The following is a 19,092-nucleotide window of genomic DNA, read 5'->3' on the forward strand; positions in this document are numbered from 1 at the left end:
GAGCCGGCCGCGGCGGTCAGGCGGCCAGCAGGGCGCGCCGGGTCTCCTGGAGGTGGCGGTCGATGGCCGCGCAGGCGGCCTCGGCGTCCCCGGCGGCCAACGCGTCGAGGATGTGGCGGTGTTCGGTGAGGACCTCGTCCCGGCGGTGGCCCGAGCCGTGGTGGCCGGGCACGCCGGCCCGGGTCTGGCGGCTGCGCAGGGCGTCGTACTCGCGGCACATCAGCGTGTTGCCGACGGCGGCGACGAGGCTGGCGTGAAAGCGGTGGCCGGCGGCGTGGAACTCCGTGGCGCCGGCCTCGCCGCGCAGCGCCTCCTGCCGGTCCAGGTGGCCGGCCATCTCCTCGACGGGCGCGGTGCCCCGGCCGGTCGTGCACCGGGCGGCGAAGCGCTCGATCAGGCCGCGCATCTCCATCAGTTCGCCGATCTCCCGGCCGGAGAGCGGGGCGATGTGCGCGCCGCGCTTGGGTACCAGCCGCACCAGGTCCTCGGCGGCGAGCAGCAGCAGGGCCTCGCGGATCGGGGTGCGGGAGACGCCGATCCGGTCCGCGATCTCCTGCTCGGACAGGAAGCGGTCCCGCATCGCCGGGTCGGTCAGCACACTCTCCTTGAGATAGGCGTAGGCCCGCTCGCGCCCCGACTGCATCGCCCGCACTCCCCACTCATGACATCCCGCCAGGAATCCCCCATACGGCCTGTATGCGCAGGCTACACGGTGGGCCGGAGGTCAACACCCGGTGGTCCTCAGCTGCTCTGACGGAGCGTCATGGAGACCGAGCCGAAGGTGTTCGACGTGGAAGAGGGCCTGGTCGAGGAGTTCGGCGACATGGTGGTCGTAGAGCGTGTAGACGATCGAGCGGCCGTGGCGTTCGCCGGTGACCAGGCCGAGGTTGCGCAGCAGCCGGAGTTGATGGGAGCAGGCGGACTGTTCCATCCCGACGGCGGCGGCGAGATCGCCGACCGCGCAGGGGCTCTCCTGGAGGCGGGCGAGGATGCGCAGCCGGGAAGGGGTCGACAGGGCCTGGAGGGTGGCGGCGACCTCCGCGGCCCCCACCGCGTCCAGTCGTTCACGGGTGGCGGTGTGGCGGTCATCCATGCGGTGGCCCATGGCGCCATCTTAACGACGACATATGAAGACTTCTTCACTTATTCCTGGCGGGGCACCTCCTCCCCCGCCAGGAGGTCGGTGACCCAGCGGTGGAAGACGCCGATGTGGTGCTCGCTGGGCACCAGCACCCCGCCGGCCCGGTACGCGCGGGAGTGCATGGCCGGCTGGGTGCGCTCGCAGGCGTCGAAGTCCTGGGCGTTGACCCGGTGGAAGAGCTCGACGGACCGGGAGACATCGGCCCCGGAGTCGACCACCTCGGGCAGATACAGCCAGTCGCACTCGACGACGGTGCGGTCCGGCGCCATCGGGAACATCCGGTGGACGATGACATGGTCGGGGACGAGGTTCACGAACACCTGCGGGCGCACGGTGATCGCGTAGTAGCGGCGGTCCTGGGCGTCCTCGATACCGGGGAGCCGGCCGAATCCCCCGGTGCCGTCCACGGTGAAGCCGGTGGCCTCCTCGGAGAAGGCCGCGCCGTGGCCGACGTAGTACTGGGCGGCGAAGCCGTCGGCGAACTCCGGCAGCACCTCGGTGAGTTCGGGGTGGATGGTGGCGCAGTGATAGCACTCCATGAAGTTCTCGACGATGAGCTTCCAGTTGGCCGCCACGTCGTAGGTGCGGCGCTTGCCGAGGGCGAGGCCCTCGGTGCGGTAGCGGTCGAGCGAGGCGGCGTCCCCCAGCCGCTCGACGGCCGCGCCGATCACGGTGTCCTCGAAGGACGGGGGTTCGTCGGCCAGGCACACCCAGGCGTAGCCGAGCCACTCCCGCAGCGGGACGGCGACCAGCGCGCGCTCGCCGCGGTCCACGTCCGGCATCTTCTGGAGGTTGGGGGCGGCGACCAGGCGTCCGTCGAGGTCGTAGGTCCAGGCGTGGTAAGGGCATTGCAGGTTGCGCCGGACCTCGCCGGCCTCCTCGGTGCACAGCTGCGCGCCGCGGTGCCGGCAGACGTTGAGGAAGGCGCGCAGCGCGCCGGCGCGGTTGCGGGTGAGCAGTACGCTCTCCCGGCCGATCCGGACCGTGCGGAAGGCGCCGGGCTTGTCCAGGTCGGTGCTGCGGACCGCGCAGAACCACAGCCGCTCGAAGATCTTCTCCTGTTCCCGGCGGAAGATCTCCGGGTCGGTGTAGTGGTGGCCGGCGAGGGTGGCGAGGAGGCTGGGCGTGGCGGTGGAAGCGGCGGGTGTGGTCGTCATATCCGGTCTCCTCGGACGGCCGCGGCGGTGGGCCGGCGGGGGTCGAACAGCTCGATGGGATGCGCGGTGGCACCGGTCAGCGCGAGATCCGCGACGATCTCACCGACCACCGGCACGAACTTGAAGCCGTGGCCGGAGAATCCGCAGGCGACGGTGACCGTCTCCGGGTGCGCGGGGTGCCGGGTGATCACGAAGTGTTCGTCGGGGGTGTTGGAGTACATACAGGTCGCGGCCTTGAGGAAGCGGCCGGGGAGGGCCGGCAGCCGCGGGGCGAGCTGCTCGGCCATGGCGCGCACCTCGTCGTCGCGCACGGTGCGTTCGATGGTCTCGGGGGTGCAGACGGTGCCCTTGCGGAAGAAGGCGACCTTGGCGCCGCCGCCGGGGCCGTCGATCGCGGGGAAGCCGTAGATCTGCACGCCCCGGTCGTCCTCCCAGATGTAGATCGGGTGCCGCTCCGGGACGAAGGGCGCGGTGCCGCCGTCGGGGGCGAACCAGTACATGACCTGCCGCTCGATGGTGAACGGCACCCCGAGGTCGGTGAGCAGACCGGGCGCCCAGGCGCCGGGGCAGCTCACCAACTGCCCCGCGGTGTAGGTGTTCTCGGGGGTGTGGACGCGGACCCCGGAGCCGCCGGGCAGCTCTTCCCAGCGGGTGACCGGCTCCTCGAAGTGCAGCTCGGCGCCGTCCTGTCCGGCGCGCTGCAGATGGGCGGCGACGGTGTACTCCGGCCGGACCAGGCCCGCCCGCGCCTCGTACAGGGCGACCTCGTCGGCGGCCGGGGTGAGCGTCGGGAAGCGGCGGCGGATCTCCCCGGCGTCCAGCACCTCGTGCGGGAGGTCCCACTGCACGGCCGACTCCAGGCTGCCGCGCACCGTGCGGCTGTCGGGGCGGCCGACCATCACCCCGCCGCAGAGGGTGGCGATCTCACGGCCGGTGTCCCGCTCCAGCTTCTCGTACAGCTCGTAGGAGCGCAGCAGCAGCGGGACGTAGGCGGGATCCTCGAAGTACGACTGCCGGGTGATGCGCGAACCGCCGTGGCTGGAGCCGCGGTGGTGTACCGGGCCGAATTTCTCCAGGCCGAGGACCCGGGCGCCGCGGGCGGCGAGATGGTGGGCGGCGGCGCTGCCCATGCCGCCGAGGCCGAGGACGATGACGTCGTAGGTGGGAGCCATGCGGTTGCTCCTTCTGCGTACGGGGGGCGGGTGCGGCGCACCGGGAGTGCGGGTGGTGGGGCGCCGGCCCCCGCCTACCGGCGGATGCGCTCCATCTGCGGGTCGAAGAGCGGCTCCCGGGCGACGGTGGCGGGGATCTTCTCTCCGAAGTACTCGATGTGGACGGCGGTGCCGGGGACCGACACGGCGGCCGGCAGCCAGGCGTAGGCGATTCCGCGGCCGAGGGTGTAGCCGTAGGCGGCGGAGGTGACGTAGCCGGCCGGCGCGCTGATGGGGGCACCTCCCGCTCGAACGGAGTCGAGAGTGGGGGAATGGACCGGTTCCTTGCCGAGGACGACGGCCGAGGGGTCGTCGAGGGTGAGGCAGGTGAGCCGGCGCGACACGGTGTCCTCGCCGATGCCCGCCAGCGCGTCCCGGCCGAGGAAGTCGCCCTTGTCGGGGCGGACGGCGAAGCCGACACCGGCCTCGTACGGGTTGTGCTCGGTGGTCATGTCATGGCCCCAGGCGCGGTACCCCTTCTCCAGGCGGAGGCTGTTGAAGGCGCTGCGCCCGGCGGCGATCACCCCGTGCCGCCGGCCGGCCGCCCAGAGCGTGTCCCACAGGCGCAGTCCCAGGTCGGCGGTGGTGTAAAGCTCCCAGCCGAGTTCGCCGACGTAGCTGAGCCGCATCGCGGTGACCGGGACGTGGCCGAGGTGGGTGTGCCGGGCGCGGAAGTAGCCGAAGGCCCGGTGGGAGAAGTCGTCGCGGGTGAGCGGCTGGACGAGGTCGCGGGCCAGCGGGCCCCAGACGCCGATGCAGCAGGTGCCCGGGGTGATGTCGCGGACCTGGACCCCCTCGGCGGGGGCGTGCCGCAGCAGCCAGTCGAGGTCGGACCCGCTGTTGGCGCCGACCTGGAAGCGGTCCGGGGCGAGCCGGGCGACGGTGAGGTCGGAGCGGATGCCGCCGGCCTCGTCCAGCAGCAGGGTGTAGGTGACCGCGCCGGGCTTCTTCGCGAGGTTGTTGCTGGTCATGTGCTGGAGGAAGGCGAGGGCGCCGGGTCCGGTGACCTCCAGGCGGCGCAGCGGGGTCATGTCGTACAGGGCGACCCGCTCGCGGGTGGCCTTCGCCTCGGCGGCGGCGATCGGCGACCAGTAACGGGCCGACCAGGCGTCGCGCGCGGGGAGTTCGAGGCCCTCGGCGAGCGGGGCGTTGGCCTCGTACCAGTGCGGGCGCTCCCAGCCGCCGCCCTCCAGGAAGTACGCGCCGAGTTCCTGCTGCCGGGGGTAGAACGGGCTGGTGCGCAGTGGGCGGGGCCGGTCCATGGGCTGCAGCGGGTGGATGACGTCGTAGACCTCGATGAAGCTCTGGGCGCCGCGGTCGGCGAGGTAGGCGGGCGAGCGCTGGGCGTCCTCGAAGCGGTAGAGGTCGCACTCGTGGAGGTCGGTCGCGGGCCGGCCGTCGGTCATCCACTCGGCGACGGCTTTGGCGACGCCCGCGGAGTGGGTGACCCAGACCGCCTCCGCGAGCCAGAATCCGCGCAGTTCACGGGATTCGCCGAGGACCGGCATGCCGTCGGGGGTGAAGGAGAAGACGCCGTTGAAGCCCTCGGCCACCCGGGAGTCCGCCAGCGCGGGCAGCAGGCCGACGCTGTCCTGCCAGCTCGGGGCGAAGTCGTCCGGGGTGAAGGGCAGCGACGAGGGCATGGTGGGGGCGTCGTCATAGGCGGGGACGGTGAAGGGGTCGACGGGCATCGGGCGGTGGGCGTAGGAGCCGATGCCGAGGCGGCGCCCGGCGGCGTCGAGGTGTTCGCGGAAGTAGAGGTCGCGGTCCTGGAAGCGCAGGATCGGCAGACTCTCCTCGGCTCCCGGCCTCCCGGCTTCACCCGGGGAGAGGACCTCCCCCCGGGGGCCGGCGAGTTGAGGCAGCGGATCCGTGGTGGCGTATTGGTGGGCCAGCGGGAGGAGCGGGACGTCCACTCCGGCCATCGCACCGATCACCGGGCCCCAGAAGCCGGCGGCCGAGACGACGTGGTCGGCGGGGAAGGTGCCGCGGTCGGTGACGACGCCGGTGACCCGGCCGTCGGCCTGCTCGATGCCGGTGACGGTGTGCCGCTCCAGGAAGCGGGCGCCGCGGCTCTCGGCGCGGGCGATCTGGGCGCGGCAGGCGAGCACCGCCCGGGCCAGTCCGTCGTCGGGGGTGTGGAAGCCGCCGTACAGCCGGGTCTCGTCCAGCATGGGCCACAGTTGCTTGCACCGTCGCGGGGTGAGGAGTTCACCGTGTACGCCCCAGGAGGCGGCGAGGCCGGCCTTGCGGTGCAGGTCGGCCCAGCGGGCCTCGGTGGTCGCGACCTCCAGCCCGCCGACGGGGTGGAAGCAGGGCAGCCCGTCGACGTCGAGGGCGCCGAACTTCTCGGCGGTGTAGACGGCGAACTCGGTCATGGTCTTGGACGGGCCGGTACGGAAGACCAGGCCGGGCGCGTGTGAGGTGGAGCCGCCGGGGGCCGGCAGCGGGCCCTGTTCGAGGACGGTGACCTCGGTCCAGCCGCGGGCGGTCAGCTCGTCGGCGAGGGAGGCGCCGACGATGCCGGCGCCGATGACAACCACGCGGGAACGGTGTGCGGGCGTGCGGGACATGCCCCTCCTCCTGCTGCTGGTCGGGGTGGTAGGGCGGGTGGTGAGGATGGCGGCTCAGGGGTGGCTGTAACGCCGTTACAACAGCACGACGGAGCGCAGTACGGTGCCGTCGCGCATCGTGTCGAACGCGGACTCCACCTCGTCCAGGGCGATCGTCTCGGTGACGAAGCCGTCGAGGTCGAGCCGCCCGCTGAGGTAGCGGTCGATGAGGACCGGGAAGTCGCGGCTGGGCAGACAGTCGCCGTACCAGGAAGACTTCAGCGCGCCACCGCGCGAGAAGAGGTCGAGCAGCGGCAGCTCGACGCGCATGCCGGGTTCGGGGACGCCGACCTGGACCAGCGTGCCGGCCAGGTCGCGCATGAAGAAGCCCTGGGTGTAGGTCTCCGGGCGGCCCACCGCGTCGATCACCACATCCGCGCCGTGGCCGCCGGTGAGGCCGCGGACCGCCTCGACGGCGTCCGTACCCCGGGAGTTGACGGTATGGGTGGCGCCGAAGCGGGCGGCGCCGGCCAGCTTGCGGTCGTCGATGTCGACGGCGATGATCCGGCGCGCGCCGGCGACCGAGGCGCCGGCGATCGCCGCGTTGCCGACCCCGCCGCAGCCGATGACGGCGACGGTGTCCCCGCCGCCCACCGCGCCGGTGTGCACGGCGGCGCCGTATCCGGCCATCACCCCGCAGCCGATGAGTCCGGCGGCCTCGGGGCGGGCGTGCGGGTCGACCTTGACCGCCTGTCCGGCGGCGACCAGCGTCTTCTCGGCGAAGGCGCCGATGCCGAGCGCGGGGCTGAGCGGGGTGCCGCCCCCGGAGTTCGTCCGGGAGGCGTCCCCGGGCAGGGTCATCGGCCGGGAGGCGTTGCGGGAGTCGAAGCAGTACCAGGGCCGGCCCCGGCGGCAGGAACGGCAGTGGCCGCAGGGCGCCCGCCAGGCGAGGACGACGAAGTCACCGGGGGCGAGAGCGGTGACCCCGGGGCCGACGGCCTCGATCACACCGGCCGCCTCATGGCCGAGCAGGAAGGGGAACTCGTCGCTGATCGCGCCGTCCCGGTAGTGCAGATCGGTGTGGCAGACCCCGCAGGCCTGCACGGCGACCAGCACGTCTCCCGGGCCGGGATCGGGCACCAGGATCGTCCGCAACGCGACCGGTGCGCCGGGTTCCGCCGCGACGACGGCTTGGACTTCGTGTGGCATGCCCTACCCCTCCGTGTTGCGTAGTGCACGACTCGTTGCGCGATGAGAGACATAGTGAGAACGCGGACCGGCACCGTCAAGGGGGTGCGGGCGCGCTCTTCACGCGCCGGCCGGCTTTTCTCCGGACCGCTTGACGCGTGAGCCCAGCGACTGGATTCTGTTGCGCATAGCGCTCCATCGTGCGCACCGCGAAACTCGATGATCCAGGGGGTCCCGTGATTCCTGTCTGCCGTCTCGCCGATCTGCCCGCCGGCGAATCCGTACGCATCGACACCGCACCGCCGATCGCCGTCTTCCACGCCGAGGGGCGGCTCTACGCGATCGACGACACCTGCACCCACCAGGACGCCTCCCTCGCGGACGGCTGGCTGGAGGGCTGTCTGGTCGAATGCCCGCTGCACGCCGCGGCGTTCGACCTGCGCACCGGGGCGGCGACCTGCCTGCCCGCCCGCCGGGCCGTGCGCACCCACCCCGTGACCGTCGAGGACGGCATGATCTACGTCCAGCACGCCGCCGAGGAGGGCACCGCCGCATGAAGACGGTCGCTGTCATCGGGGCCTCGCTGGCCGGCCTCTATGCCGCCCGGGCCCTGCGCGCCGAGGGGTTCGACGGCCGGCTGGTGATCGTCGGGGACGAGCAGCACGCCCCCTACGACCGCCCGCCGCTGTCCAAGGACCTGCTCACCGGCGCGACGGGCCCGGACCAACTGGCCCTGGCCGACGCCGAGGAGATCGCCGAACTCGATGCCGAATGGCTGCTGGGCACCGAGGCCACGGGACTCGACACCGGCGGGCGCACGGTGCTCCTCGACGGCGGACGGCGCCTGACCACCGACGGCGTGGTGCTCGCCACCGGCGCCGCCCCGCTTCGCCTGCCCGGCCCGGCGCCCGCCGGCGCGCACACCCTGCGCACCCTCGACGACGCGCAGGCTCTGCGTGCGGACCTCTCCCGCGGCCCGGTCCGGGTCGTGGTGATCGGCGGCGGCTTCATCGGCGCCGAGGTCGCCTCCTCCTGCGCCGCCCTCGGACATCACGTCACCGTGGTCGAGGCCGCCCCGCTCCCCCTCGTCCCCCAGCTCGGCGACGCGATGGCCACCGTCTGCGCCGCCCTCCACGCCGACCACGGCGTCACCCTCCGCACCGGGACCGGCGTCGCCCGGCTGCGCAGCGAGGGCGCCGGGAGCCGGGTCACCGGGGTCGAACTGGCCGACGGCCGGCTGCTGCCCGCCGAGGTGGTGGTCACCGGCATCGGCGTCCGGCCCCGCACCGCCTGGCTGGCGGGCTCGGGGCTGCCGCTCGACGACGGGGTCCGCTGCGACGCGGGCTGCGTCACCCCGCTGCCCCGGGTCGTGGCGGTCGGCGATGTCGCCAGGGTGGACGGCACCCGCGCCGAGCACTGGACCAGCGCCACCGAACAGGCCGCCACGGCCGCACACAACCTGCTGGCCGGACGCACCGTCAGGACCCACCGCGGCGTGCCCTACTTCTGGTCCGACCAGTACGGCGTCCGCATCCAGTTCGCGGGCCGGCGGCTGCCCGGCGACACCCCGCGCGTCCTCGAAGGCTCGCCCGACGACCGCAGCTTCCTCGCCTGCTACGAACGCGACGGGCACCCCACCGCGGTCCTCGCCCTCAACCGCCCGCGCCCGTTCATGCGGCACCGCCGCGCCCTGGCCCGCGCCGCCCAGCCGGCCGCCACCTGACCCGCCCGGCCGCCGGTGCCTCAACTCCCGTCGGCGTCGCGCGGCTCGATGTGGTAGCGGAACGCGGCCCCGCCCGGGTCGCCCGCCGTCGCGCCGCCGTCGACGGTCAGCACCGCGCCGTTGACGAAGGAGGCCGCCGGCGACAGCAGCCAGCCGATCGCCTCCGCGACCTCCCGTGGCTGACCGGCGCGGCCGGCCGGCAGCAGCCGGGTGGCCTCCTCGTACGCGGCGTCCACCCCGCCCGCGAGCCCGGCCTCCTCGGCGAAGCGCGCCATCCGCCCGTCGGCCATCTCGGTCCGCACCCAGCTGGGACAGACGATGTTGGCGCGCAGCCCGTCCCGCCCGTAGTCGACGGCGAGCGAGCGGCAGAGCTGGAGCAGGGCCGCCTTGGACGTCGCGTAGGCGGGGTTGCCGTGACCGTTGCGCAGCGCGGCGACCGAGGCCACGGCGACCACCGCGCCACGGGCCGCCAGCAGGTGCGGGAGCGCCGCGCGTTGCAGCAGGAAGGGGCCGGTGACATTGGTGGCCATGACGGCCTGCCAGTCCTCCATCGACAGCTCACCGACCGCGCCGCCGCGGGCGATCCCGGCGTTGAGCACCAGCCCGTCGAGCCGTCCGTACGCGGACACGGCCGCCTCGACCAGCCCTCGCACCGCGTCGGGGTCGGCGGCGTCGGCGGGGTGCGCCAGCGCTCCGGTCTCCTCGGCGAGCCGGTGCAGCGGCTCGGGCCGGCGACCGGAGATCACCACCTGGTGCCCGGCCGCCCGCAGCAGCCGCGCGGTGGCCGCGCCGATGCCCGTACCGCCCCCCGTCACCAGGACCACCCGCTCATCCGTCATGCCCGTTCACGCCTCCGGTCCTGGTCATCCGCCGCCTCCGCGATCCTACGGGCGCGTCCCGGGCGGGGCGTGGCATCCCACCGCGCCCCGCGCCCTCCTCATGTGCCCTGCTGCCCGGGTGCGGAGAGGGGCGGAATGGTGGAGGTGGTGGCTTCCCACTGGCTGAGGATGCCGTCCCAGTCGTGCTGGGCGGCGGTGATGGCGTTGGCGTCCCAGGAGCCCTGGGAGGGCTGCTGGTAGTAGTGCTGCTGCGGTTGCTGCTCGTACACCCGGTACTCCTGATACTGCTGATGCTCCGGGTAGTTCTGATACGGGTGTTGCTTCCAGGGTTCCTGTTCGTAGTACTCCCGTGCCTGCGCGGGCCGCTCGCGCCAGGCCGCGTGGGGGGCCTCGGGCTGCGGGGTGGGCGGCGGGACGTTGACGAGGCGGCGGTGCCGGCCGATCCGGTCCGGCGGCGGCGCGGGCCGGCTCTCGGCCGTGAGCTGCTGCGCCCGTGCCACCAGGATCCGTACGTCGAGACCGAGTTCGGTGGCCAGCGCGGTGAGGTCGACGCCGGCCTGCCAGCTGCTCATCAGGACCGCGTCCAGGGCCGGCGCCCAGGCCGGTTCGCCGGGCGGGGACATGCCGGGCGGGGACATGCCCGGCTGGGGCGCCGCGACCGGGGCAGGGGCCGGGGCCGGCGTGGGCGGTGGACTCGCGGCCGGCGGGCCCGCGGTGGGCTGACTCGCGGGGGACGGGCCCGCGGGGGCTGCGGCGGCCGGCTGCGCGGGGGTTTGCTCGCACGCGGGCTGGGACAGCAGGCTCTGGGCGACCGCACGGGCGTCGTCCTTGCCCACCGTGCGCCGGGCCAGGCGCACTTCGCGCTCCTCCAGGCCGAGCAGGTCCGCCACCACGGCGTCGCTGCCCACGGTCACGGCGAAGGCGGCCAGGGTCCGGGAACGACGGGCCTCGGCCTCGTCGAGGAGCCCCTGCGTACGGCGGACCTCGTCATCGCTGCTGCAAAACGCCTGTGCGAGTACCGCGTGGCGCTCCCACAACTCCCTCGGTTCCATGACTGCGACAACGTTCCTTCGTCCGTATTGGACTGCTTCCCAGCTATAGATCACTGCATAAGGTGATATTCGAGAGGGAGCCGTCCCCGCCTTCACGGGGAATCCCGGGCAGTTGAGAAAATACGTCGTGACCACATGCCGGAAGAATCGTTTCTACGGCCATGAGCGTCCCCTCTTCCGGCACCGTCGCAGGTCACGGACAGACGTCCCTCCCCCGCCCCGGCTCCGTTCCGCGATGGCTCACCGCGGAGATCGTCCGCCAGACACCCCTGTACGCGGGGATGGCGAAGCTCTGGACGGAGCGTGCGCGCACCGTGCCCGGGGTCGCCGACCCGGAGTGGCAGCGGCTGGTCTCCTACCGCGCGCTGATGGAGGAGACCGAGCGGGCCCTGACGGCCCTGCGGCCGCACCGCGCCCCCGATGTGCTGCCGCAGAGGAGGCAGGTTCCCGCCGCCCGTCCGGCCCGTCCCGCCCGTCTGGACGTCTGAGGCACACCCGGCCCGGCGGCCGGCCGTCCTGCTACCTCGCGCCTGCCGGTGCCCGCGGGGCCGCGCCGGGCACCCGGAGGTGTCCGGCGGGCCCACGGGGCGCCCGCGTGGCCCGGCTCAGGCCGCGGCGGGCGTGGGCGTACGGCGCCAGCGGGTCAGGACGAGGTGCGCGAGGACGCCGAAGAGCAGCCCCCAGAACGCGGATCCGATGCCGAAGAGGCTGACGCCGGAGGCGGTGGCGAGGAAGGTGATCAGTGCCGCCTCGCGGTCCTTCTCCTCCTTCACCGCCCCGGTCAGGCCGCCGGCCAGGGCGCCGAGCAGCGCCACCCCGGCGACCGCCGCCACGAGTTCCTTGGGGAGCCCGGCGAACAGCACCACGAGCGTGGAGCCGAACGCGCCGATGAGGAGGTAGAACGCGCCGCAGGACACCCCGGCCACGTAGCGGCGCTTGGGGTCGCGGTGGGACTCCGGGCCGGTGCAGATGGCCGCGGTGATCGCCGCGAGGTTGATGGCGTGCGAGCCGAACGGCGCCAGCACCGTGGAGACCAGGCCCGTGGAGCCGATCAGCAGCCGGTCCTTGGGCCGGTAGCCGGACGCGGTGAGCACGGCCATGCCCGGGGCGTTCTGCGAGGCGAGCGTCGCCAGGATCATCGGCACCGCGATCCCGATGAGCGAGGCGACCGAGAAGTCCGGGGTCGTCAGGACCGGCCTGGCCAGCTCGATCCGGTCGAGGTGGACGTCCAGCCGGGAGCCGGCCGCACTGGCCACGACGCCCACCGCCAGGGCCACCAGGACGGCGTAGCGGGGCAGCCAGCGCTTCGCCAGGAGGTAGGCGAGCAGCACCGAACCGGCCAGGAGCGGCGCGGTCTTGAGCGAGGTGAACACTCCGGTGCCGAACGAGAACAGGATGCCGGCGAGCATCGCGGAGACGACGGCGGTGGGCACCTGCCGCATCAGCCAGCCGAACACCCCGGTCAGGCCGACCAGGGTGATCACCAGTCCGGTGACGAGGAAGGCCCCGACGGCCTCCGCGTAGGAGTACGCCCCCAGGCTCGTCACCAGCAGGGCGGCGCCCGGGGTCGACCAGGCGGTGATCACCGGCATCTTGGTGCGCAGGCTCAGCGCGATGCAGGTCAGACCGCTGCCGATGGAGATCGCCCACACCCAGGAGCTGGTCTGTGCGGTGTTCAGATGCCCGGCGGAGGCCGCCGCGAGCACGATGACGAGCGGTCCGGAGTACGACACGACGACGGCGACGAAGCCGGCCAGTACCGCGGACAGCGAGACGTCGTGCAGGAACCCCGGACGGGGCCCGCCGTCCGGGGCGGGCCCCGCCGCGCCCTGCGGACCCGTGGTGTCCGGCGGTGCGGCGTCGGGGTGGGGGGTGGGGATCTTTGCGCTCAACGGTCTTCCTTCACGGCCTTTTCGAGGGCCTGTTCGAGGTCGGCGACGAGGTCTGCGGGACTCTCCAGACCTATGGACAGGCGCAGCATGTCCTTCGGTGAGGTGCTGTCCGGCCCCTCGAAGGTATAGCGGTGTTCGATCAGACTCTCCACACTTCCCAACGACGTGGCGCGGATGAAGAGTTCGCAGTGGTTGGCGGCGCGCAGGGACCGCTGCCACGCGCCGTCCACGTGCAGGGAGAGCATGCCGCTGAATCCGCCGGTCATCTGGCGGGCGGCGATCTCGTGTCCGGGGTCGGTGGGCAGGCCCGGGTAGGCGACCCGCCGGATCAGGGGATGGGCGGCGAAGTGCTCGGCCACCGTCATCGCCGTGGCGGAGATCTGCCGCATGCGGGGGAAGAGCGTGCGGATGCCGCGCACCAGGAGGTAGGTCTCCAGCGGGCCGAGGATCGGGCCGGTCAGCCGGCGGTGCAGCTGCAGCCGCTCCCAGATCGCGTCCCGGGCCTCGGTGCTCCGCGGTGCCTTGACGAGCAGTCCGGCGACGACATCGGTGTGACCGTTGAGGTACTTGGTGCCCGAGTGCATGACCAGGTCGGCGCCGAGGTCGAACGGCCGGGCGTGCACCGGGGTGGGGACGGTGTTGTCCACGCCGAAGAGCGCGCCGGCCCGGTGGGCGATCTCGGCGCAGCCGGCGAGGTCGGTCACCAGCCAGGTGGGGTTCGCCGGGGATTCGGCCCACACCAGGGCGGTCGGGGCCGCGTCCACGGCGGCCGCGACCGCGTCCAGGTCGTTCATCGGCACCTGGACCACGTCCAGGCCGCGCTGCGGGCCGAACTCCCGCAGCCACTTGGTGAGACCGAAGTACATGGTCTGCGGGACGACGACCCGCGCACCGGCCGGCAGTACCTGGAAGACGGCGGTGGCGGCGGCCATCCCGGAGGAGAAGAGCAGCGCGTCCGAGCCGCCCTCCAGGCCCGCCACCACCTGCTCGGCCTGCTCGTACCCGGGAGTGCCCTGGTCGCGCAGGTACGCGAGGCCGGCCGGCGAGCGGTAGTCGCTGTCGCGGGCGTAGGTGACGCCCAGGCTGATCGGGGGCGGCACGGCGCCGGTGGTCGGGCAGCGCCAGCCGTCGCCCTGTGCGGCGCGGGTCTCGGGGCGGTACTCCTGGGTCCAGGGCGTGTAGGTCTCGCTGGTGTTCATCGGGTCCTCGTGATCAGAGACGGCAGGGCGGTGCGCAGGGCGAGTTCGGCGTCCAGCAGGGCGCGCGAGGGCACGCCGGGCGAGGGGACGTAGTGGTTGTAGTAGCTGGATCCCTCGGTGTGCGGACCGAGGAAGAACAGCCGCGGCTGCGGGGTGCCGGTGCGGTCGACGCCCCGTCCCTCGCGGGTGACGTCCAGTCCGGGCACGGCCGTCCCGCGGTGGGCGAGGGTGCGGACCCGGCCGGCGGCCACGAGCGTGCCGAGCAGGGAGCCGGCCACCCGGTCCGCGCCGGGCTCGTTCACGTGCGCCTGGACGACGTGGTCGACCTCCATCCGCAACGGCCGGTCCAGGCAGGTGGATTCCAGCCGCCAGGGGCCCTGCCCGGCCGGTGCGACGACCTTGGGCCGCGGGCCGGGGCCGAGCCGGACGATCCCGGCGTCGAGCAGCGAGAGCAGCTCCGCCGAACGGTCCAGCTGCGGGCCGATCACCAGCCGGTTCACCGTCGGGGCGAACTCCCCGAAGAACGCGGCCAGCGAGGCGTCGTCGACGCCGGGCGGGTCGATGACCGCGCGCAGGACATCGCGGTGATCGCGCAGCACTTCGAGGGCTTCCTTCAGCGGGGCGGCGCCGAGGCCTTCCCTGGCCTCGGCCAGGTCGGCGGCGACCTCCGCGGTGAACCAGTCGCGGTAGGCGTCGTGGCCCGTCCACCGCCGGTCGACGAGCTCCGCGGACAGCAGACCGGTCACCGGGCAGGGGCCGAACTCCGCGCGCAATTCCCCGAGCACCGCCGGGTGGCCGTCGCGTGCGCAGCGCCGGGCCAGCTCCGTCCCGGCGCCCATGGCATCGCCGTGCGTGCGGGCCAGCAGGGTGCGGTAGTAGGCGAGTTCCATCTCGGCCTCGACCAGCGGCAGCACGTCGCGGGTGAAGCCGAGACGGCCGTCCGGCCTGCCGGCCCGGATCTCGTCGAGGCGCCGGGTGGTCAGCGCCAGCGGCGCGAAGCGGACCCGCCCCGGGCGCAGACGGGGGCGGCTGCGCGCGGGCAGCCCCGAGCGGTTGGTGAGGACGATCGAGGGCTCCCGGCCGCTGGGCAGGTAGCGCAGCCCCTCGGGGCCCGGGAGGTGCCTGCCGCCGCGGCCCAGCGTCAGCGTGGCGAGGACGTCCATGGCGGTCAGTCCCATGCCGAGGACGGCGACCCGCTCGCCCGGCCCGATGCCGTCGAGCGCCGCGGGCAGCGGGTAGGGGCGGGTGACCAGGCGGGGATCGGGCGCCGGGGCCGCGGGCAGATACAGCGAGTGGTGGCCGACGGTGACGAACACCGCGTCCGCCTCGATCCGGCCGCCGTCGGCGAGGACCACCGTCTCGGTCCGCGGCCCGCCGGGGCGGATGTCGACGGCGGTCGTACGGTGCCGGATCAGGGTCAGGCACGCGGGGGCCGCGCCTGCGATCTCGCCCGCGGCCCAGGCGAGATACTCGCTCAGCAGCCGCCGCGGCAGGAAGTCGCCCGGCTCGATCTCCCGCCCCTCCCCCGGGCGCACGGTGTAGCCGTCGTCCGCCAGCCGCAGATCCCGGCTCCGGCACCACGCGTGCAGCGACGGGCCGCGGACCGGAGCGGGGCCGTCCACCATCTGCGGGTCGGCGAAGGCGGAGAGCTGTCCGCAGACGGTGTTGAGCAGCAGGTGGTCGGGCTGGGCGGGCAGATGGAATCCGGCGCCGAAGGGCTGAGGGTCGATGAGGTGGACGGTGAGCGGAGCCGGTCGTTCCAGGCAGTGGGCGACCAGCCGCTCGAAGACGCCCAGCCCCCGCGATCCGGCGCCCACGAGGGCGACGGAGGACGGTATGTGGCTGTCGGAAGGGGATATGTGGCTCACCACCGGCGCGTCTCCCCGAAGAAGTTGGGCACCTCGATGGTGGTGCCGTCCTCGCGGGCCGCGCCGAGGACGAAGGCTCCCACGGCCAGGTCCAGCACGCCCAGGCCGAACGGCGAGAAGACCACCGGGCGTTCCGCCGCGAGCTTCACCTCGCCGTTGAGCACTCCGGCGAGGGTGCCGGTCACGAACTCGCGGGCACCGGAGCGCTGCTCGGCCAGATGCGGCGAGGTGTTGGCCTTGAGGCAGTGTTCGACGTCGTCGAAGATGTTGTCCGCCGCCAGGATCACCTCGGGCGCCAGGTCGCGCAGGGAGATGTTGAGGACGAGCTGCCCGGGCCTGAACGGCTCCGTGACATAGGGCTCCAGGGCGGTGGTGGCGAAGACGACGGTGTCGGCCGCGAGCGCCGCGCCGAGGTCGGCGGTGAAGGACGCCGGGCGGTCCTGGGTGGTGCGGAGGTGGCCGGCGAGGGCCTGGCCGGAGGCCTCGTCGAGATCGTGGACGAGGTAGGCGTCCGGGGCGCAGCCGGCGGCGTGCAGGTAGTCGCAGATGTTGCGCGCGATGACGCCGCCGCCCACCACGGCGATCCGGGTGCCCTGGAAGCCGTCCGGGCGCAGCGCGGTCGCCGCGACGGCCGCGGAGGCGGCGGTGCGTGCCGAGCTGATGCTCGCGGCCTCCAGACAGGCGATCGGGTAGCCGGTCTCGTAGTCGTTGAGCACGAGGACGGCCGAGGCGCGCGGGGCGCCGATCCGCGTGTTGCCCGGGAAGCTCGCGATCCACTTGATGCCTGCCAGCTGGACATCGGCACCCAGGTAGGCGGGCAGCGCGATGATCCGGGAGTCCGGCTTTTCCGGGAAGCGGAGAAAATAGCTGTCCGGGTTGACGGAATCCCCGGCCTCATGCGCGAGATAGGCCTTGCCGACGATATCCAGCACCTCGCCGCGTCTCCCGTGCAGGACATTGCGCACCGTTTCACCGGCGACGATTTCAAAATTGAACACGGTCATTCCCCCCTCTCGGGCCGGTGCCCGAGAAACCTAGTGGCCGACCACGTCGGGCCAGCGTTCGGCCACCCATGCGTCGTCGTAGATGGTCTCCAGATACCGGTCCCCGAAGTCCGGTGATATCGCCACCACCACGCTCCCCTCCGGGATTTTCTTGGCGGCGTCCTGCACGGCGCACAGCACCGTTCCGGTCGAGGCGCCCAGGAGCAGGCCCCGTTCCCGGGCGAGCGTCCGGCACATCTCGACGGAATCCGCCTCGGAAATGAGCACGATGTCGTCGAGGTTCTTGGTGTCGAGTATTTCCGGGCGCCGGCTGGTGCCCAGTCCGGGAAGGTGGCGGCGGGCCGCCGGCCCGCCGAAGGTCACCGAACCGACGGCGTCCACCGCCACGATCCGGGTGGCGGGGCTGTGCCGGCGCAGGTACTCCGCGCAGCCCATCAGTGTCCCCGTGGTGCCGGCGCCGATGAAGGCGTAGTCGAGATGGCCGATGCCCTCCACGATGGCGCGGCCCGTACGGTCGCGGTGCGCCCGCGGCCCGGCCGGGTTGGCGTACTGGTTCAGCCAGTGCAGGTCGGGGTCGGCGCGCAGCCGCTCGCCGATGTAGTCGATCCGCGACTGCAGAAAGCCGCCGTTGGCGTCCCTGGTCTCGATGACCACGACCTCGGCGCCGAGGACGGCCATCAGGCGCCGTGAGCGGACGGTGGCGTTGGGGTCCGTGACCAGCGTGAGCGGATAGCCCTTCGCCGCGCACACCATCGCCAGGGCGACACCGAGGTTTCCCGACGTCGATTCGATCAGGCGGGTCCGTGGAAAGCGGAGCCCGGATTCCTCGGCCGCCGTGACCAGCGCGACAGCCGTCTTGAGCTTTACCGATCCGGCCGGATTGAGTCCTTCCAGTTTCAGGAAAACGGAACTACCCGGAACCAGTTGGTCCAGCCGAATGAAGAGGTCATCCAACACGAGATCGTACACTTCTTCCGCTATCACCAGAATCCAAACCGTTGAAAGTGGGCAGCGCAAGGCAGCTGTGCTCGCAGAAGCGAGCGCCCACGGGCTTGTTGGCCGCACACACGGGTCAGGTGTGCGCTACGCAGAAGGGACACTTCCCCCGTCCCCCATTGACCGCAAATCCCCCATTCGCGATGTGACGGTTTAATCCTGCCACCAAGTAAGGCCAATGACAATGATTGGCCGGAATCGAAACACCCGGCCCAAGGAAATGGCGGACGCCCTTCCGGGTACCGGCCGACACCCCGTCAGCCGGGCGACCCGGCGGGCGACCTGGGGCGAGAGACCGGTGCGGCAGCGGGCCGGGTACGCCTCCGGCGGGGCTCACGCCCGCGGCCCCGGCGGACGGAGGGACTGATTCCGGCGCGACACGGAGCCGGGCGGGGGCTGCCGGAGCGTTCACTTCCGGGGCAACATCCGCCTCCTGGAGGTGTGTTGGGACGGAGTCAGGGTCTTGACGGGCCGTCGGGGTCGCGTCCACGGCCGGCCGTACGGACCTCACCCATGAGCCCCGCGGCGCGACGAGGCGGGCACCGGCCGCCCGCATCCTCCGCCGGCCCCGGACCCGGACGCTCCCCTTCCAGCCGCCACCCGCCCCGCGGTGACCCGTGGTCAGCCACCGGCCACGGCGCGGCGCTGCATGACGAACAGCGGGCCCGGGAGAGGATCCCGGGCCCGCCGCAGGACTGTCCGGCAAAGGTCAGAGGATGCCGAGCAGGCCGAGGCCGAGCAGGCCGTTCCGACCCCGCCCCAGACCCTCACGGCCGGCGCCGTCACGCCCGTAGCCGTCGCGGTCGTAGCCGCCGTCACGGCCGTAGCCGTAGTCGTCGCTACGTCCGCCGTCGCGACCGAAGTCGTCGTAGCCGTCATGGCCGCCGTGCCCGAAACGGCCGTGGTGGCGGCCGTCGCGACGGTCATGACGGCGGTCGTGGCGACGGTCGTGACGGCGGTCGTGACGGCACTTGCAGTAGCGGTGCCCGAAGTGGTGGTGGCCCCGGTCGCAGCGAAGGCACATGGTGCTCTGCGAGCTGCTGCTGGGGGGCGCGGTTGCGGCGGTGGCGGCACCGGCCGTCGGCACCACCAGGGCAGCCGCGGTCAGGCCGGCCAATGCTAGGCCGCGAGGAATCAAACGGAGCATGTTTCCACCTTGACTCGACTGTGCAGAAAAAGGATATTTTCTGCAAACATGACGATAAAGGTGCGTTTGATCACCGACTTGCGACCCGCCGGAGAGTCACTGGAACGCAGCAGGAGGCGCGGC

17 protein-coding genes are annotated in these 19,092 nt (G+C 72.9%); 3 read left to right on the forward strand and 14 right to left on the reverse strand.

Translation table 11 applies throughout. The features are described from left to right. Nucleotides 1-16: 16 nt before the first annotated feature. The 6 genes from ACQP17_RS02610 to ACQP17_RS02635 all read right to left on the reverse strand — a co-directional run bounded on the left by ACQP17_RS02610 (nucleotide 17) and on the right by ACQP17_RS02635 (nucleotide 7,270). Nucleotides 17-643: a GntR family transcriptional regulator gene (locus ACQP17_RS02610; RefSeq protein WP_433854742.1), complete on the reverse strand. Its 627-nt coding sequence runs from the start codon at nucleotides 641-643 to the stop codon at nucleotides 17-19. An 81-nt stretch (nucleotides 644-724) separates the two neighbouring features. Then, nucleotides 725-1,105 carry an ArsR/SmtB family transcription factor gene (locus ACQP17_RS02615; RefSeq protein ID WP_433854743.1) on the reverse strand — a complete coding sequence of 127 codons (381 nt, stop codon included), beginning with the start codon at nucleotides 1,103-1,105 and terminating at the stop codon, nucleotides 725-727. A gap of 38 nt (nucleotides 1,106-1,143) precedes the next feature. Then, nucleotides 1,144-2,298 (reverse strand): aromatic ring-hydroxylating oxygenase subunit alpha, encoded by a 1,155-nt coding sequence (locus ACQP17_RS02620; protein WP_433854744.1) that lies wholly within the window; start codon nucleotides 2,296-2,298, stop codon nucleotides 1,144-1,146. Continuing rightward, nucleotides 2,295-3,470 (reverse strand): N-methyl-L-tryptophan oxidase, encoded by a 1,176-nt coding sequence (gene solA, locus ACQP17_RS02625; protein ID WP_433854745.1) that lies wholly within the window; start codon nucleotides 3,468-3,470, stop codon nucleotides 2,295-2,297. Before solA ends, ACQP17_RS02620 begins: the two co-directional genes overlap by 4 nt. 74 nt (nucleotides 3,471-3,544) lie before the next feature. Beyond that, nucleotides 3,545-6,082, reverse strand: coding sequence for a GcvT family protein (locus ACQP17_RS02630; RefSeq protein WP_433854746.1), 2,538 nt, complete (start codon nucleotides 6,080-6,082; stop codon nucleotides 3,545-3,547). Between the two features lie 75 nt (nucleotides 6,083-6,157). Continuing rightward, nucleotides 6,158-7,270: an S-(hydroxymethyl)mycothiol dehydrogenase gene (locus tag ACQP17_RS02635; RefSeq protein WP_433854747.1), complete on the reverse strand. Its 1,113-nt coding sequence runs from the start codon at nucleotides 7,268-7,270 to the stop codon at nucleotides 6,158-6,160. A 215-nt stretch (nucleotides 7,271-7,485) separates the two neighbouring features. Between ACQP17_RS02635 and ACQP17_RS02640 the strand changes: the two genes are divergently transcribed. Both ACQP17_RS02640 and ACQP17_RS02645 read left to right on the forward strand, forming a co-directional pair. Beyond that, complete coding sequence (locus tag ACQP17_RS02640; RefSeq protein ID WP_433854748.1) at nucleotides 7,486-7,806, forward strand: bifunctional 3-phenylpropionate/cinnamic acid dioxygenase ferredoxin subunit; 321 nt, start codon at nucleotides 7,486-7,488, stop codon at nucleotides 7,804-7,806. Beyond that, nucleotides 7,803-8,972 (forward strand): NAD(P)/FAD-dependent oxidoreductase, encoded by a 1,170-nt coding sequence (locus ACQP17_RS02645; RefSeq protein WP_433854749.1) that lies wholly within the window; start codon nucleotides 7,803-7,805, stop codon nucleotides 8,970-8,972. Before ACQP17_RS02640 ends, ACQP17_RS02645 begins: the two co-directional genes overlap by 4 nt. A gap of 20 nt (nucleotides 8,973-8,992) precedes the next feature. Here ACQP17_RS02645 and ACQP17_RS02650 read toward each other — a convergent pair whose 3' ends face one another. Then, nucleotides 8,993-9,811, reverse strand: coding sequence for an SDR family NAD(P)-dependent oxidoreductase (locus ACQP17_RS02650; RefSeq protein WP_433854750.1), 819 nt, complete (start codon nucleotides 9,809-9,811; stop codon nucleotides 8,993-8,995). A 98-nt stretch (nucleotides 9,812-9,909) separates the two neighbouring features. Continuing rightward, on the reverse strand, nucleotides 9,910-10,863 hold the full coding sequence (locus tag ACQP17_RS02655) for a hypothetical protein (RefSeq protein WP_433854751.1): 954 nt from the start codon (nucleotides 10,861-10,863) through the stop codon (nucleotides 9,910-9,912). Between the two features lie 161 nt (nucleotides 10,864-11,024). On the opposite strand from ACQP17_RS02655, the gene ACQP17_RS02660 reads away from it, so the two are divergent. After that, nucleotides 11,025-11,351: a hypothetical protein gene (locus ACQP17_RS02660; RefSeq protein ID WP_364881355.1), complete on the forward strand. Its 327-nt coding sequence runs from the start codon at nucleotides 11,025-11,027 to the stop codon at nucleotides 11,349-11,351. A 117-nt stretch (nucleotides 11,352-11,468) separates the two neighbouring features. Here the strand turns inward: ACQP17_RS02660 and ACQP17_RS02665 are convergent, their stop codons facing one another. The 6 genes from ACQP17_RS02665 to ACQP17_RS02690 all read right to left on the reverse strand — a co-directional run bounded on the left by ACQP17_RS02665 (nucleotide 11,469) and on the right by ACQP17_RS02690 (nucleotide 18,969). Further along, complete coding sequence (locus ACQP17_RS02665; protein WP_433854752.1) at nucleotides 11,469-12,755, reverse strand: benzoate/H(+) symporter BenE family transporter; 1,287 nt, start codon at nucleotides 12,753-12,755, stop codon at nucleotides 11,469-11,471. Then, complete coding sequence (locus ACQP17_RS02670; protein WP_433854753.1) at nucleotides 12,752-13,954, reverse strand: trans-sulfuration enzyme family protein; 1,203 nt, start codon at nucleotides 13,952-13,954, stop codon at nucleotides 12,752-12,754. Before ACQP17_RS02670 ends, ACQP17_RS02665 begins: the two co-directional genes overlap by 4 nt. Further along, nucleotides 13,951-15,822, reverse strand: a complete 1,872-nt coding sequence (locus ACQP17_RS02675) for an FAD/NAD(P)-binding protein (RefSeq protein WP_433854754.1) — start codon at nucleotides 15,820-15,822, stop codon at nucleotides 13,951-13,953. Before ACQP17_RS02675 ends, ACQP17_RS02670 begins: the two co-directional genes overlap by 4 nt. Then, complete coding sequence (gene sbnB, locus ACQP17_RS02680) at nucleotides 15,819-16,820, reverse strand: 2,3-diaminopropionate biosynthesis protein SbnB (RefSeq protein WP_433854755.1); 1,002 nt, start codon at nucleotides 16,818-16,820, stop codon at nucleotides 15,819-15,821. Before sbnB ends, ACQP17_RS02675 begins: the two co-directional genes overlap by 4 nt. Before the next feature lie 36 nt (nucleotides 16,821-16,856). Next, a complete protein-coding gene (sbnA, locus tag ACQP17_RS02685; protein ID WP_364881368.1) occupies nucleotides 16,857-17,783 on the reverse strand; it encodes a 2,3-diaminopropionate biosynthesis protein SbnA in 927 nt (308 codons plus the stop codon). A gap of 748 nt (nucleotides 17,784-18,531) precedes the next feature. After that, nucleotides 18,532-18,969 carry a hypothetical protein gene (locus ACQP17_RS02690; protein WP_433854756.1) on the reverse strand — a complete coding sequence of 146 codons (438 nt, stop codon included), beginning with the start codon at nucleotides 18,967-18,969 and terminating at the stop codon, nucleotides 18,532-18,534. Nucleotides 18,970-19,092 lie beyond the last annotated feature (123 nt).

Source organism: Streptomyces kronopolitis, assembly GCF_050953795.1.
In the GTDB taxonomy this organism is placed as follows: domain Bacteria; phylum Actinomycetota; class Actinomycetes; order Streptomycetales; family Streptomycetaceae; genus Streptomyces; species Streptomyces kronopolitis_A.

What these genes read in the sequence shown, in the direction of transcription:
- ACQP17_RS02610 (WP_433854742.1), bottom strand. Translation starts at nt 643, where the DNA reads ATGCAGTCGGGGCGCGAGCGGGCCTACGCCTATCTCAAGGAGAGTGTG.
- ACQP17_RS02615 (WP_433854743.1), bottom strand. Translation starts at nt 1,105, where the DNA reads ATGGGCCACCGCATGGATGACCGCCACACCGCCACCCGTGAACGACTG.
- ACQP17_RS02620 (WP_433854744.1), bottom strand. Translation starts at nt 2,298, where the DNA reads ATGACGACCACACCCGCCGCTTCCACCGCCACGCCCAGCCTCCTCGCC.
- solA (WP_433854745.1), bottom strand. Translation starts at nt 3,470, where the DNA reads ATGGCTCCCACCTACGACGTCATCGTCCTCGGCCTCGGCGGCATGGGC.
- ACQP17_RS02630 (WP_433854746.1), bottom strand. Translation starts at nt 6,082, where the DNA reads ATGTCCCGCACGCCCGCACACCGTTCCCGCGTGGTTGTCATCGGCGCC.
- ACQP17_RS02635 (WP_433854747.1), bottom strand. Translation starts at nt 7,270, where the DNA reads ATGCCACACGAAGTCCAAGCCGTCGTCGCGGCGGAACCCGGCGCACCG.
- ACQP17_RS02645 (WP_433854749.1), top strand. Translation starts at nt 7,803, where the DNA reads ATGAAGACGGTCGCTGTCATCGGGGCCTCGCTGGCCGGCCTCTATGCC.
- ACQP17_RS02650 (WP_433854750.1), bottom strand. Translation starts at nt 9,811, where the DNA reads ATGACGGATGAGCGGGTGGTCCTGGTGACGGGGGGCGGTACGGGCATC.
- ACQP17_RS02655 (WP_433854751.1), bottom strand. Translation starts at nt 10,863, where the DNA reads ATGGAACCGAGGGAGTTGTGGGAGCGCCACGCGGTACTCGCACAGGCG.
- ACQP17_RS02660 (WP_364881355.1), top strand. Translation starts at nt 11,025, where the DNA reads ATGAGCGTCCCCTCTTCCGGCACCGTCGCAGGTCACGGACAGACGTCC.
- ACQP17_RS02670 (WP_433854753.1), bottom strand. Translation starts at nt 13,954, where the DNA reads ATGAACACCAGCGAGACCTACACGCCCTGGACCCAGGAGTACCGCCCC.
- ACQP17_RS02690 (WP_433854756.1), bottom strand. Translation starts at nt 18,969, where the DNA reads ATGCTCCGTTTGATTCCTCGCGGCCTAGCATTGGCCGGCCTGACCGCG.